The sequence below is a fragment of the Acidovorax sp. Root267 genome, from assembly GCF_001429215.1.
GTDB lineage: Bacteria > Pseudomonadota > Gammaproteobacteria > Burkholderiales > Burkholderiaceae_C > Acidovorax > Acidovorax radicis.
In genome coordinates this window covers 338549-352501 of sequence record NZ_LMJC01000022.1, presented here as the reverse complement: position 1 = coordinate 352501, position 13953 = coordinate 338549, and the positions used below count along the sequence as shown (strand labels likewise).

Genomic DNA, 13953 nt, shown 5'->3' with positions numbered 1-13953 from the left:
TCTCAGGCTGCAGACTGGTATTTTGTAGGGCGCGTAGCCAGGGCCTTGCGCACCACACTCTCCACAAATGCGCGTTCCTCGCCCACCAAGGGCAGGCGCGGGCGGCGCATGTGTTCGGTGCCCACACCCACCAGTGCGTCGATGAGTTTGAGGTTTTGCACCAGCTTGTTGGATACATCCAGGTGCAGCATGGGCGTCATCCACTGGTACAGCGGCAACGCCTCGGCAAATTTGCCCGCCTTCATCAGGTCGTACAGCGCCACGGTTTCGCGAGGGAAGGCGCAGCCCACGCCGGCCAGCAGGCCGTCGCAGCCCAGGGCCAAGCCTTCGTAAGCCAGGTCGTCCACGCCCAGGAAGAGCTGGTAGCGGTCGCCCACGGTGTTGCGCAGGTCGGTGATGCGGCGGATGTCGCCGGTGCTTTCCTTGATGGCGGCGATCCACTCGCAGTCGGCCAGCTCCACCATGTGCTCGGGCTTCAGGTCCACGCGGTAGGCCACAGGGTTGTTGTAGACCATCAGGGGGCGCTGGGCGGCACCCGCCATGGCGCGCACATTGGCCATGGCCTCGCGGGCGTCGGCCACGTAGATCACCGAGGGCATGACCATGTAGCCGGCCACGCCGAGCTTGTTGCCGCCGTCGATGTACCGCAGGGCTTCGCGGGTGCTGGTCTCGGACACGTTGGCGAGTACGGGCACGCGGCCGTCAGCGGCTTCGAGGGCGATCTTGGCAACCTGGAGCTTTTCCTCCAGCGTGAGGGTGCTGGCCTCGCCGAGAGAACCGCAGGTGACCAGCCCGTGGATGCCGTTGCGGATCTGGAAGTCGATGTGGCGGGCTGTGCCCTCGGCGTCGATGGACTCGTCGGCGTGGAACTTGGTGGTGATGGCAGGGAAGATGCCTTGCCAGCGGGGTTGTGGGTTCACGAGGGACTCCTTGGATCGGTGGTCGGGTTGAAGTTATTAATATATTAACAAGATATTTAAAGCGTGCAAGCGGATTTTTCCGCATTCGTTGGCGCATGGATCGGAGGCGTCTGTCCCTGCCCTGTCGCCCTCCAGCCACGGACCACCAGACTGCAAACCTATAATGAAAGGTTGGTCCCCATAGGGGCAGCGACAGGCAACGCGCAGGCGCGGGTCCTGCGGCCTGCCTGCTCCGTGCAACCACTCCATAACACCATGAGCACTCCCACTTTTTCTGTCGCTGACATCCGCAAGTCCTTCCTGGACTTCTTCGTCTCCAAGGGCCACACCGTGGTGCCGTCGAGTCCCCTGGTGCCGGGCAATGACCCCACGCTGATGTTCACCAACTCGGGCATGGTGCAGTTCAAGGACGTGTTCCTGGGCACCGACAAGCGCTCGTACAACCGTGCGGTGTCGGTTCAGGCGTGCCTGCGTGCGGGCGGCAAGCACAACGACCTGGAAAACGTGGGCTACACCGCGCGCCACCACACCTTCTTTGAAATGCTGGGCAACTGGTCGTTTGGCGACTACTTCAAGCGCGAGTCGCTCAAGTGGGCGTGGGAGCTGCTGACCGAGGTCTACAAGCTGCCACCCGAGCGCCTGCTGGCCACGGTGTACCAAGAAGACGACGAGGCCTACGACATCTGGACCAAGGAAATCGGTCTGCCGCCCGAGCGCGTGATCCGCATCGGCGACAACAAGGGCGGCCGCTACAAGTCCGACAACTTCTGGATGATGGCCGACACCGGCCCCTGCGGCCCGTGCAGCGAAATCTTCTACGACCACGGTCCGCACATTGCCGGTGGCCCGCCCGGCAGCCCCGATGAAGACGGTGACCGCTTCATCGAGATCTGGAACAACGTGTTCATGCAATTCAACATGGACGAAACCGGCGCCGTGACCCCGTTGCCCGCGCCCTGCGTGGACACCGGCATGGGCCTGGAGCGCCTGGCCGCCATCCTGCAGCACGTGCACAGCAACTACGAGATCGACCTGTTCGACGCGCTCATCAAGGCCGCTGGCCGTGAGACCGGCGTGGCCGACCTCAACAACAAGAGCCTGCGCGTGATCGCCGACCACATCCGCGCCACCGCGTTTTTGGTGAGCGACGGCGTGATTCCGAGCAACGAAGGCCGCGGCTACGTGCAGCGCCGCATCGTGCGCCGTGCCATCCGCCACGGCTACAAGCTGGGCAAGAAGACGCCGTTCTTCCACAAGCTGGTGGCCGACCTGGTGCGCGTGATGGGCGATGCCTATCCGTCCCTGCGCGAGCAGGAACAGCGCATCACCGAAGTGCTGAAGGTGGAAGAAGAGCGCTTCTTTGAAACGCTGGCCAATGGCATGGAAATCCTGGACGCCACCCTGGACGGCGGCGCCAAGGTGTTGCCCGGTGATGTGGCGTTCAAACTGCACGACACCTACGGCTTCCCGCTCGACCTGACCAACGACGTGTGCCGCGAACGCGACGTCGAGGTGGACGAGGCCGGTTTCAAGACCGCCATGGAAAAGCAGAAGGCCCAGGCCCGCGCAGCCGGCAAGTTCAAGATGGACAAGGCGCTGGAGTACACCGGTGCAGCCAACCAGTTCACCGGCTATGAAAATCTGGCTGAGACTGCAAAAATCATAGCTATCTACGTGGATGGGACAAGCGCTGCAGCCCTAAAGGCTGGTCAAAACGGTGTGGTGGTGCTGGACACCACCCCGTTCTACGCCGAAAGCGGCGGCCAGGTAGGTGACGAAGGCACCATCACCAGTGGCTCCGCCCGCTTTGCAGTGGGCGACACGCTCAAGATCAAGGCCGATGTGTTTGGCCACCACGGCACGGTGGAAGAGGGCACGCTGAACGTGGGCGACACGGTGCAGGCCCAGGTGAACACCGCCGTGCGCGCAGCCACCGTGCGCAACCACTCGGTCACGCACATCATGCACAAGGCGTTGCGCGAAGTGCTGGGCAGCCATGTGCAGCAAAAGGGCAGCCTGGTGAATGCCGATCGCACGCGTTTTGACTTCACACACAACGGTGCCGTCACCGCGGCTGAAATCCGCGAGATCGAACGCCGTGTCAACGAAGAAATCCTGTCCAACCAGCCCACGCAGGCCCGTGTGATGGACATCGAATCGGCCCAGAAGACCGGCGCCATGATGCTGTTTGGCGAGAAGTACGGCGAAACCGTGCGCGTGCTCGACATCGGCACCAGCCGCGAACTGTGTGGCGGCACCCACGTGCAGCGCACCGGTGACATCGGCCTGTTCAAGGTGGTGGGCGAGGGCGGCGTGGCCGCGGGCATCCGCCGCATCGAGGCCGTGACGGGCGCGAACGCGCTGGCCTATCTGCAGAACCTGGAAGACACCGTGAACCAGGCCGCCAGCACCCTCAAGGCGCCGGTGGCCGAACTCAACGGCCGCATCAGCCAGGCGCTGGACAATGCCCGCGCGCTCGAAAAGGAAGTGGCGGCCCTGAAGGGCAAGCTGGCCTCCAACCAGGGCGATGAGCTGGTGAACCAGGCCGTGGATGTGAAGGGCCTGAAGGTCCTGGCCGCCGCGCTGCCTGGCGCCGACGCCAAGACACTGCGCGACACCATGGACAAGCTCAAGGACAAGCTCAAGACCGCTGCCATCGTGCTGGCCGCCGTGGACGGCGACAAGGTGCAGATCGCTGCAGGCGTCACCGCCGACAGCGTGGGCAAGGTCAAGGCCGGCGAACTGGTCAACTTTGTGGCCCAGCAAGTGGGCGGCAAGGGCGGCGGCAAGCCCGACATGGCCATGGCCGGCGGCACCGATGCCTCCAAGCTGCCAGCGGCGCTGGCCTCGGTGACGGGCTGGGTCACGCAACAACTGGGCTGATCCCCGAACGTAAACACGTTCGGGTCGTCACAGGGTCACAGTGGCGCAGGCCGCTGTGGTGCGACTGATGTGCTGGTGGCCTTGTCTGCCAAAAAGGGGATGACGGAAAACCGGCTTTCCCCCTACATTCAAGCGCATGGACCCCCTGCGCGAAAGCCCGCAAGAGCCGGTGCCTGCCCATGGCACCCGGCCGAGCTCGTCTGATCCGGGGGCTGCCGAGTTGCCCTGGTGGCGGCGCATCACCGTTCCGTTCGAAGTGGTGATTGCGTCGGTGGTGGTGTCTGCCATGCTGCTGCTTACGGTGCTGCTGGTGTACCAGGTGGGCACCGGCGCCCGGCAGGCCATCATCGCCGCGTCGGACGACAGTGCGCAGCACATCAGCCTGTTGATCAGCGAACGGGTGCACCACATCGTGGACCCGGCGGATGCCACGATCCGGTTGCTGGCGTTTGATCCCATTGCTTCGGCCACCACCCTCCCGGCGCGGCTGCGTCGCCTGCCGGTGTTTGTGCGTCTGCTGGAGCAGAACCCGTTGCTGTCGGCGGTCTTCATCGGCTATTCCGATGGTCAGTTTTTGCTCATGCGCCCGCTGCGCAACGCCGCGCTCCGTGCGCGGCTGGAGGCGCCTGCGGAGGCTGCGTTCCTGGTGCAATCGATGGCGCGCGAGCGCAGCGCGGCGGGGCCAGCAGGCCTGGTCGGACGGTGGAACTACTACGACGCACAACTGCACCTGCTCGATTCCGCCGTGCGCCCCGGCTACCGATATGACCCCCGGTCCCGCCCCTGGTATGCCGAGGCAGCCGAAAAGAACGCGCAGGTCCTCACCGCACCCTATGTGTTCTTCACCACGCAGGAGGTGGGCATCACGCTGAGCCAGCCCAGCGAGGACGGCCGCGCCGTGATCGGCCTGGATGTGGCGCTCACCGACCTGGGCCGGGAGATTGGTGAGCTGCGGCTGATGCCGCGCACCGAGATCGCCGTGGTGGACCAGGACCAGCGCGTGCTGGCCTACCCGGACATGTCCCGCGTGCTGGTGCGTGATGGCAACCAGCCCAGCCTCAAGCTGCGCACGCTCGATGGCCTGGGGGTGCCCAGCCTGCAGGCCCTGCGCAGTTTCGGGGTGAAGGAGGGGCCTTCGCGCCGCTTTGTGGCGGGTGGCGAGGAGTGGCTGGCCAAGGTCATGCCACTCAAGTCGCAGCGCTGGGAGGGGCTGCACATCCTGATGGCCATCCCCACCCGGGAGCTGCTGGCGGACGTGAACGAAAACCTGCAGCGCCAGGTGTGGCTGTCCCTGGGGCTCATCGCGCTGATGCTGCCCTTTGGCTGGCTGGCCGGGAGGCGTGTGGGGCGCAGCCTGTCGGGGTTGGCCACGCAGGCGCAGGCGTTGGCGCGGTTTGATTTCCGGCGGCCGGCACAACGCCGCATGTCGCCGGTCCGCGAGGTACGTGCGCTGGGCCAGGTGATGGACCGCATGTCCGACACCATCCAGGAGTTCCTGCACATCACGCACCACATCAGCGCCGAGTCGCGCATGGACCTCATGCTGTCGAGCGTGCTCTACGAACTGGTGCGCGCCACCAGCTGCACTGGCGGTGCGGTGTACCTGGTGGAGGCGCAGCGCGCGGGCCTGCTGCGCACGGCGCGGTACTGCGAAGACCCTGAGCAGCAGTCGCGCTACCCGGAGCACCTGCCCATGGTGTTTTTCATCAACCCTGCCGAGCCGCAGGACGGCGACCGGCACGAGGACGACGACCAGACCACCCCCCAGCGCGTGCTGCGCGTGCAGTTGCGCACGCGCGACGGCCAGCCGCTGGGCCTGCTGGTGCTCCGTTACCGTGCGGACCAGCAGCAGGACGATGTTCACTTTCGAGCGTTTGTCGAGAAGCTCTCGGGCACGCTGTCGGTGGCCATCGAGACGCGCAGCCTGATCGAAGGGCAAAAGAAGCTGTTCGACGCTGTCATCCGTCTGCTGGCTGACGCGATCGACGCCAAGAGTCCCTACACCGGCGGGCACTGCGAGCGGGTGCCCCAGCTGGCGGAGTCCCTGATGCAGCGCATGTGCGAGGCCGAGGAGGGGCCGTTTGCCCCGGTGGCCATGACCGATGCCGAGCGCTATGAATTCCGCCTGGGCGCCTGGCTGCACGACTGCGGCAAGGTCACCAGCCCCGAGCACATCATCGACAAGGCCACCAAGCTGGAGGCGCTCTACAACCGCATCCACGAGGTGCGCATGCGCTTTGAAGTGCTGTGGCGCGATGCGGAGCTGGATTACTGGAAGCAGTACGTGTCCGGCGTGGACCCGGTGCGGCTGCAGCGTGAGCTTTTGCAGCGGCGCGACCGGCTGCAGGAAGAGTTTGCCTTCGTATCCCGCAGCAATGTGGGTGGCGAATTCATGGCAGATGCCGACATCCAGCGGCTGACCACCATCGGGCGGCAGGTGTGGCAGCGGCATTTTGACGACCGGCTGGGCCTGTCGGCGGCCGAGAAGATGCGGCTGGCCCCCGTGCCGGTGCGCCCCTTGCCCGCCAACGAACCCCTGCTGGCGGACCGGCCCGAGCACATCGTGCGCTGGGGTGCCCGCAAGCCGCCCGTGGAGGTCGGCAACCCGGCCAATCTCTGGGGTTTTGACATGGTGCTGCCCCCGCAGGAAGCCCACCTGGGCGAGTTGCACAACCTGTCGATCCAGCGAGGGACCCTCACCGCAGAAGACCGTTTCAAGATCAACGACCACATTGTTCAGACCATCGTCATGCTCAGCGGCCTGCCGTTCCCGCCGCACCTGGCGCGGGTGCCGTCGATTGCGGGCTCGCACCACGAAAAGCTGGACGGCACAGGCTATCCCCGGCGCCTGAAGGCTTCGGAGCTGACGCTGGCAGACCGCGTGATGACGCTGGCCGATATCTTCGAGGCGCTGACGGCGTCAGACCGGCCCTACAAGCCGCCCAAGACACTGTCCGAATCGCTCAAGATCATGGGCCACATGGTGCGAGAGCGCCACATCGATGCTGAGGTGTTCCGCTTCTTCCTGTGCAGCGGGGTCTGGCGGGAGTATGCGGAGCAGTTTCTGCCGGCTGCGCAGCGGGATGCGGTGGACGTGGAGGCGATCCTGGAGTCGATGAACTGATGCGCTGAAAGCGGGCAGTGGCGCCTGTTTCGTGCCTGTTTCGATGCGGGCGTCCCGTCAGGCGGGGGCGTTCAGAACAGCTCGACGTCGTCGTTGGCCACTTTGGCGGCCAGTTGCCCGCTGGCCACTAGATCGTCATAAAAACAGACCTGATTGCGGCCGTGTTCCTTGGCGTAGTAAAGCGCCTGGTCGGCCTGGCCCAGAATCTCCACGGGTGAGCCCCGGTTGGTGCTGACAAAGCCCAGGCTGACGGTGACCTGGCCGACCTGCGGAAAGTGGTATTCCTGCACCGCAAGCCGGAAGCGGTTGAACACCCGGTGCGCCGTGCTCAGTGTGGTGGAGCGCAGCAGCACCACAAATTCTTCGCCGCCAAAGCGGAAGATACGGTCGTGGCTGCGGAACGAGCTGCGCAGGATGTTGGCAATCAGGATCAGCACTTCGTCGCCATACAGATGGCCAAAGCGGTCGTTGACCAGCTTGAAGTGGTCGATGTCCACCACGGCCAGCCATTGCTGCACCGGCTCCCCGGGCAGCGAGCCTTCTTCGGGGGCTATCGATTCGGTCACGGTGCCCGAGCGGCCACTGGCCAGACCGTTCAGCGCGTGGCGCGAGAACTGCTCGTCGAAGGTCTTGCGGTTGAACAGGCCCGTGAGGGCGTCGCGTTCGCTGTAGTCGAGCAGGCTCTGGTAGTTCTGGTAAACCTGAAACACGCCCTTGAGCACTTCCAGCTTGTGCGCCGAGAAAGAGCGGGACTGCGTGATCTCCAGGCAGGTGTTGACCTTGTCATGCATCCACACCGGCAGCCAGAGCACATGGCGGCCCCGGCGGGGCGATGCCAGGGCACTGTCGCCGTGGTTGGCAATGCAATCGCGCAGGGCGGGGTATTTGTCCAGTGTCTCGCGGCGGGGGTCTGCGGCGGCTTCGGAATCGGTGGACACCAGTTGCCCGTCTTCAACCCAGCTGCGGGGGCGCACATGGGGCACGCCACCGTCGGTGAACAGCTCCAGCGCACGCACTTCGACAATGCTGCTGAGCGTTTGCAGCGTGGACAGCACCGACACCTCCAACCGCAAGTGGTCGCGGTGGCCAGTCATTTCGACCAGGTTCTGGAGAATGGGCTTCATTGGGGTGTACGGTGGAGCAGTGGGGGCTGGTTGTCAATGTCGTCGTAGGAACACAACATCCCACACGCCGTGTCCCAGCCGCAGGCCACGGTTCTCGAACTTGGTCAGGGGCCGGTAGTCGGGCTGTGGGGCAAAGCCTGTGGCGGTGTTCTGCAGCAGGGGTTCGGCGCCCAGCACCTGCAGCATCTGCTCGGCATAGGGCTGCCAGTCGGTGGCGCAGTGCAGGTAACCGCCGGGCTTGAGGCGGGCGGCCAGCTTGGCCACCAGGGGGGACTGGATCAGGCGGCGCTTGTTGTGTTTGGTCTTGTGCCAGGGGTCGGGGAAGAAGATGTGCACACCATCGAGGCTGCCCTCGGGCAGCATGTGGTCGATCACCTCCACGGCATCGTGCTGCAGGATGCGGATGTTGGTCAGCTCCTGCTCGCCAATGCGTTTGAGCAGCGCGCCCACGCCGGGCTCATGCACCTCGCAGCACAGGAAGTTGTCGCCAGGGCGCACACGGGCGATGTGGGCCGTGGCCTCGCCCATGCCAAAGCCGATTTCGAGAATCAGCGGGGCCGTGCGACCAAAGGCAGCGGTGGCATCGAGCGGCGCGGGCACATAGGGCAGCACGAAGCGGGGGCCCAGGTCTTCAAAGGCCTTGGCCTGGCCGGTGGTGGTGCGGCCAGCACGGCGCACGAAGCTCTTGATGGTTTTGGGATGGGTCACGCCAGCGGGAGCCCCGCCAGGGGTGGTCGCGGGGGCTGCTGCGGGCGCAGCGGTGGGGGCAGAAGCGGTGGTCAGTTCGGTCACGGTGCGCCATTGTAGTTTCGTCGCCACGCTGCGACCCACAGGGTTAGCGCGTCCGAGATGCAACGAATGTGTGGATTTGGCAGTGGTGGCAGGCCCAGCACCTGCGCGGCGCTGGCCAGGGCCTGCAGCGGGTCGGCCAGGTCCAGCGCGCGTGCGCCGTTCTGCTTGGAGAGTTTTTCGCCGTTGTCGCCACATACCAGCGGCGTGTGCAGGTAGCGGGGCGTGGGCACGCCCAGGGCCTGCTGCAGCAGGATCTGGCGCGGGGTGTTGTCTGCCAGGTCTTCGCCGCGCACCACGTCGGTGATGCCCTGGTCGGCGTCGTCCACCACCACCGCCAACTGATAGGCCCAGAGCCCGTCGGCCCGGCGCAGGATGAAATCCCCCACGGCCTGCGTGACATCCTGGTGTTGTTCGCCCAGTCGGCGGTCGTGCCATTGCAGCAGGTGATTTGCTACTGTATTTGTAGCTGATGGCGCATTTCTATCAAGCGCCAGAGCCTGTTTTTGCTTGAAATCTGTGGCGTTGAACCGCCACGAACGTCCGGCGCGGCCCTGCAGCCCCTGGCGGCAGGTACCCGGGTAGGGCAGTGCGGCATGTCGCTCGCGGGTGTGGCCCTGCGCGGTATGGGCGTCTTCGATGTCCTTGCGCGAGCAGGCGCAGGGGTAGGCGTGGCCCTGCGCCACCAATTGGTCCAGGGCCCGCTGGTACAGCGGGCTGCGGGCGGATTGCCATTGGGGAGGGGCGTCGGGCACCAGGCCGCAGGTGGCCAGCTGCTGCAGGATGAATTCGTCTGCACCCGGCACGCAGCGCGGCACGTCCACATCTTCCATGCGCACGAGCCATTGCCCTTGCTGGGCCCGTGCGTCCAGCCAGCTGGCCAGCGCCGCCACCAGCGAGCCTGCGTGCAGCGGACCCGTGGGCGAGGGCGCAAACCGTCCGATGTAGCGGGCCCCGGTGGCCGCGCCGTCCTCCGTCATGCCACGGCGAGTGCCAGTTCGAGTCCCGACACGAAGGCATCTTCCACCCGGTGGCCCAGGCACCAGTCGCCACAGGCGCCCAGGCCCATGGTGGCGTCCCAGAGGTGGCTCTTGCCCAGTGGGTGGGTGGTCTGCGCATAGCGCCAGCGGCGCGTGTCGGCATGCGCGGGGGTGGCACGGATGCCCGTGACTTCGGCAAAGGCCTTGATGAGCTTGGCCTGCACGCGGGCTTCGTCGTCTTCCAGGTGTTCGGCCGACCAGGCAGGGCTGGCCTGCACCGTCCAGCGTTCAACGACGTTGCGGCCGGGCTTGGACGACTCGCGCGCCAGCCAGGCAATGCGGTGGTGCGTGCTGCGCGCGGCGTTCCACTGCGGACCCAGCGTGGTCAGGCCGGGGCGCACGGCGTGCGGGTAGGCCAGCATGAGCGTCCAGCACGGGGCAATGGCCACCTTGGAGAGGGCATCGGTCAACGGGGTGTCCACTGCGGAGCTTGCCAGCAGGGCCTGTGCGGGCACCGAAGGCTGGGCCAGCAACACCGCGTCGAACCCGGCATAGACACGCTGGGCACCCGCAGGTCCCTCGGTGCGCAGTTGCCAGCCGGGGGCATTCAGGGAATCAGGCTCGATGGCCGTGACACGGGTGTGGGTGATGAGCTGGCCGGCCTGCAGCAGCGGCTCGGCCCAGGCGCCCACGAGGGACTGCATGCCCGGGCTGGCCACCCAGTGCGCTTCGCGGTGGGGCAGGCCCGCGGCAGCCACACGCCCTGCGGCGTCGAGCACCTGCACGGAATTGGCGCTCCAGCGCTTGCAGATGCCGGGCACGGTGTCGATGGCGCGGGCAAAGCGCGGGTCGCGCACGGTGAAGTACTGGGCGCCAGCGTCAAAGTTGCCAAAAGGGGAGTCGATGGTGGCGGTGCGGCCGCCGGCCTGGGAGGATTTCTCGAACACCGTCACGCGGTGCCCGGCCTGCACCAGGGTGCGTGCGCAGGCTATGCCAGCCACGCCGGCGCCGATGATGGCGAAATGGCGCTGGGGCTTGCCGGAGCGCGCGGTGGGTGCCGCAGGGGCTGCAGGCATGGGGGCGCTGTTGCGTCGGAGCCGTTTGGCGGGAAGAGGATCAGGTTTGCTCATGGAAGGCCTTTCGGTGACGGTCGGCAAGTGAAATGCAATGCAAAACCAACAGGAACCACTCTACACGCGCCACAGCGTGCGGGCGCGTGCGCTGGGTCAGAAATGATGGTGGTTTTCCAGCAGAGCGCGGCGAGTGGCCGGGCTTTGCAGCTGGTTGAGCCACCACTGCAGTGCCCGCCCCGGTGCGGTGAAGCCGGGACCGCCCCAGGCGTAGTTCACGCGCACATTGCGGTCAGGGCGGGCCACGCGGCGGGCCACCAGCCGGCCTGCTTCGACATAGGGGCGCACCATGGGCTCGGGCAGAAAGCCGCCGCCCAGGCCGCGCAGCTGCACACGCACCTTGGCCTGCATGGTGTCCACGGTCAGCACGTCCTGCCCGCCGAGCAGGCCCATCGTGGCGCCACCGCGCGTGGCCGAATCGGCCACGGCCACGGCACGGTGCTGCAGCAGCATGGCATCGGTGATGGGCTCGGGCGCCGAGGCCAGGGGATGGTGGGGTGCCACCACATAGATGAACAGCAGGTCGCCCAGGGGCGCCTGCTGCAGGCCGGCCACACTGGCGCCAATCACCGATACGCCGATAGCCAGGTCGGCCCGGCCCGAGGTCAGCGCCTCCAGCGTGCCGGTCATGATGCCATCGCGCAGCTTCAGCCGCGTGGGGGGCGCCATGGCATAGAACGCGTCCACCAGTTCCAGCATGGTATGGGGCGAGACCGCGCCATCGACCGAAATGGTGAGCTGGGGCTCCCAGCCCGTGGCCACGCGGCGCACACGATGGGCCACGGCATCAATCTCCTGCAGCAGCCGCACGCCCTCGCGCAGCAGCTCCGCACCGGCTTCGGTGGGCTTGGCCTGGCGTGCACTGCGGTCGAACAGCAGCACATCCAGCGCATCTTCGATCTGGCGCACGCGGTAGGTGAGGGCGCTGGGCACCAGACCCAGTTGCCGGGCGGCGGCGGCAAAGCTGCCCGCCTCCGCAATCACCTGCAGCATGGTCAGCGCATCGGGGGTGAGGACATCGCGTGCGTTTTGCATGGTGGCGCCATGTTAGTTCAGATTATTTGAACATTGCCATCAATTCATCAGCCCCCGCGCAGCACCCTGCAGTTCTACAGTCGGGGCTTGAAAGGAGCACTCACATGCTGACTGTTCGCAAATCGCAAGACCGGGGCCACGCCGACCATGGCTGGCTCAACTCTTTCCACAGCTTCTCGTTCGCCGGCTACTACGACCCGGCCCACATGGGCTTTGGCAATCTGCGCGTCATCAACGAAGACCGCATTGCCCCTGGCACCGGCTTTGGCACCCATGGCCACCGCGACATGGAAATCATCAGCTACGTGCTGTCGGGCGAACTGGCCCACAAGGACAGCATGGGCAATATCAAGGGCATCCCGCCTGGCGATGTGCAGCGCATGAGCGCGGGCACCGGGGTGCAGCACAGCGAGTTCAACCACGCGGCTGGGCAGACCACACACTTCCTGCAGATCTGGATCGAGCCGAATGTGCGTGGCATTCCACCCAGCTATGAGCAAAAGACGTTCGCCGAAGCGCAAAAACGCGGCGCGCTGCGCCTGGTGGCCTCGCCCGATGGGGCGCAAGACTCGGTGACGATCCATGCCGATGCAGCCTTGTATGCTGGCCTGCTCGATGGCGAAGAGGCTGTCGCGCTGACACTGGACCCGGCACGCAAGACCTATGTGCACCTGGTGCGCGGGGCGCTGCGGGCCAATGGCAATGTGCTGTCGGGCGGCGATGCCGTGCTGATGGAGCAAGAAACCGCCTTGTCGTTGACCGATGGCCACGACGCCGAGGTGCTGGTGTTTGATCTGGCCGCCTGACATTCGACATTCATTTTTCAACCCCCTTCACCGGAGTTCTTCACCATGTTCACATCTTTGCAAAACCCCCTGGCCTTGGCATCGCGCTTGCTGCTGGCCGCCCTGTTTCTGCCTGCGGGCATCAGCAAGCTCACCGGCTTTGCTGGCACCGTCGGCTATATCACGTCCGTAGGCCTGCCCATGCCCACCGTGGCCGCCGCCGTGGCCGCAGCGGTGGAAGTGCTGGGCAGCCTGGCACTGATCTTTGGCTTTGGTACACGTTTTGCAGCCCTGGCACTGGCGTTCTTCACGCTGGTGGCGAGCTTCTTCTTCCATGCGTTCTGGAATTTGCCCGCCGACAAACAAATGATGCAGCAGCTCCTGTTCTTCAAGAACGTGGGCGTGACCGGCGGCCTGCTGGCGCTCGCAGCGTTTGGCGCGGGCGGCTGGAGCCTGGATGCGCGCCAGTCTGGCCGCTGATCTGAGGCGAAGAGCCTGTTGTTGACTGCGGGACGGCCACTGCAGGCGTCCCATCCGTTTTTCCGTAGGTCTGTTTTTCCCTCGTTCCCACTTGTTTCCACAGGAGTTCTCTCATGGCACACATCGCAGTTGTTTATCACTCGGGTTACGGTCACACACAGCGCCTGGCGCAGGCCGTGGCAGAGGGCGCTGGCGCCCAGTTGATCGCCATTGATGCCGAGGGCAACCTGCCCGAAGGCGGCTGGGAAACGCTGGCCGGTGCCAGCGCCATCATCTTTGGCACCCCCACTTACATGGCCGGCCCTAGCTGGCAGTTCAAGAAGTTTGCCGATGCGTCGTCCAAGCCCTGGTTCAGCCAGGCCTGGAAGAACAAGCTTTTTGCGGGTTTCACCAACAGCGCCAGCACCAATGGCGACAAGCAGATCACGCTGGACTACCTGTTCCACCTGGCCATGCAGCACGGCGGCGTCTGGGTGGGCAACGGCATGATGCCCGCCAATTCCAAGGCCGCCACGCGCAACGACGTGAACTGGATTGGTTCCTTCAGTGGCGCCATGTCGCAGTCGCCGTCGGATGCCTCGGCCGCCGAGATGTTCCCTGGCGATCTGGAGACCGGCAAGCAGTTTGGCCAGCGTGTTGCGGACATGGCCGCCAAGCTGGGCAGCTGAAGCTGGTAGGCTGGCGACGTTGTTGTCCAGCCCTC

11 protein-coding genes are annotated in these 13953 nt (G+C 65.6%); 5 read left to right on the top strand and 6 right to left on the bottom strand.

What is annotated here, in order from left to right; all coding sequences use genetic code 11:
* Positions 1 to 2: 2 nt before the first annotated feature.
* Entirely contained in the window at positions 3 to 920 is a 918-nt protein-coding gene (locus tag ASE39_RS15560) for a dihydrodipicolinate synthase family protein (RefSeq protein ID WP_057271736.1), read from the bottom strand.
* Positions 921 to 1175: 255 nt separating this feature from the next.
* On the opposite strand from ASE39_RS15560, the gene alaS reads away from it, so the two are divergent.
* Positions 1176 to 3803 carry an alanine--tRNA ligase gene (gene alaS / locus ASE39_RS15555; protein WP_057271735.1) on the top strand — a complete coding sequence of 876 codons (2628 nt, stop codon included), beginning with the start codon at positions 1176 to 1178 and terminating at the stop codon, positions 3801 to 3803.
* A 136-nt stretch (positions 3804 to 3939) separates the two neighbouring features.
* Positions 3940 to 6927 carry an HD domain-containing phosphohydrolase gene (locus tag ASE39_RS15550; RefSeq protein WP_057271734.1) on the top strand — a complete coding sequence of 996 codons (2988 nt, stop codon included), beginning with the start codon at positions 3940 to 3942 and terminating at the stop codon, positions 6925 to 6927.
* A gap of 71 nt (positions 6928 to 6998) precedes the next feature.
* Here ASE39_RS15550 and ASE39_RS15545 read toward each other — a convergent pair whose 3' ends face one another.
* From ASE39_RS15545 to ASE39_RS15525, 5 genes are all read right to left on the bottom strand, one after another.
* The gene (locus ASE39_RS15545) at positions 6999 to 8051 is read right to left on the bottom strand and encodes a GGDEF domain-containing protein (protein WP_010458550.1); all 1053 of its coding nucleotides are present in this window, start codon (positions 8049 to 8051) and stop codon (positions 6999 to 7001) included.
* Positions 8052 to 8084: 33 nt separating this feature from the next.
* On the bottom strand, positions 8085 to 8843 hold the full coding sequence (gene trmB, locus ASE39_RS15540; protein WP_057271733.1) for a tRNA (guanosine(46)-N7)-methyltransferase TrmB: 759 nt from the start codon (positions 8841 to 8843) through the stop codon (positions 8085 to 8087).
* On the bottom strand, positions 8840 to 9820 hold the full coding sequence (gene gluQRS, locus ASE39_RS15535) for a tRNA glutamyl-Q(34) synthetase GluQRS (RefSeq protein WP_057271732.1): 981 nt from the start codon (positions 9818 to 9820) through the stop codon (positions 8840 to 8842). Before gluQRS ends, trmB begins: the two co-directional genes overlap by 4 nt.
* Entirely contained in the window at positions 9817 to 10950 is a 1134-nt protein-coding gene (locus ASE39_RS15530; RefSeq protein WP_029412973.1) for an FAD-dependent oxidoreductase, read from the bottom strand. The genes gluQRS and ASE39_RS15530 overlap by 4 nt, the downstream gene beginning before the upstream one ends.
* A 96-nt stretch (positions 10951 to 11046) precedes the next feature.
* A complete protein-coding gene (locus tag ASE39_RS15525) occupies positions 11047 to 11985 on the bottom strand; it encodes a LysR family transcriptional regulator (RefSeq protein ID WP_010458546.1) in 939 nt (312 codons plus the stop codon).
* 104 nt (positions 11986 to 12089) lie between these two features.
* On the opposite strand from ASE39_RS15525, the gene ASE39_RS15520 reads away from it, so the two are divergent.
* The 3 genes from ASE39_RS15520 (at position 12090) to ASE39_RS15510 (ending at position 13918) form a co-directional block, all read left to right on the top strand.
* Entirely contained in the window at positions 12090 to 12791 is a 702-nt protein-coding gene (locus ASE39_RS15520; RefSeq protein ID WP_010458545.1) for a pirin family protein, read from the top strand.
* A 45-nt stretch (positions 12792 to 12836) separates the two neighbouring features.
* The gene (locus ASE39_RS15515; protein WP_010458542.1) at positions 12837 to 13250 is read left to right on the top strand and encodes a DoxX family protein; all 414 of its coding nucleotides are present in this window, start codon (positions 12837 to 12839) and stop codon (positions 13248 to 13250) included.
* Positions 13251 to 13363: 113 nt separating this feature from the next.
* Entirely contained in the window at positions 13364 to 13918 is a 555-nt protein-coding gene (locus ASE39_RS15510; RefSeq protein WP_057271731.1) for a flavodoxin family protein, read from the top strand.
* Positions 13919 to 13953 lie beyond the last annotated feature (35 nt).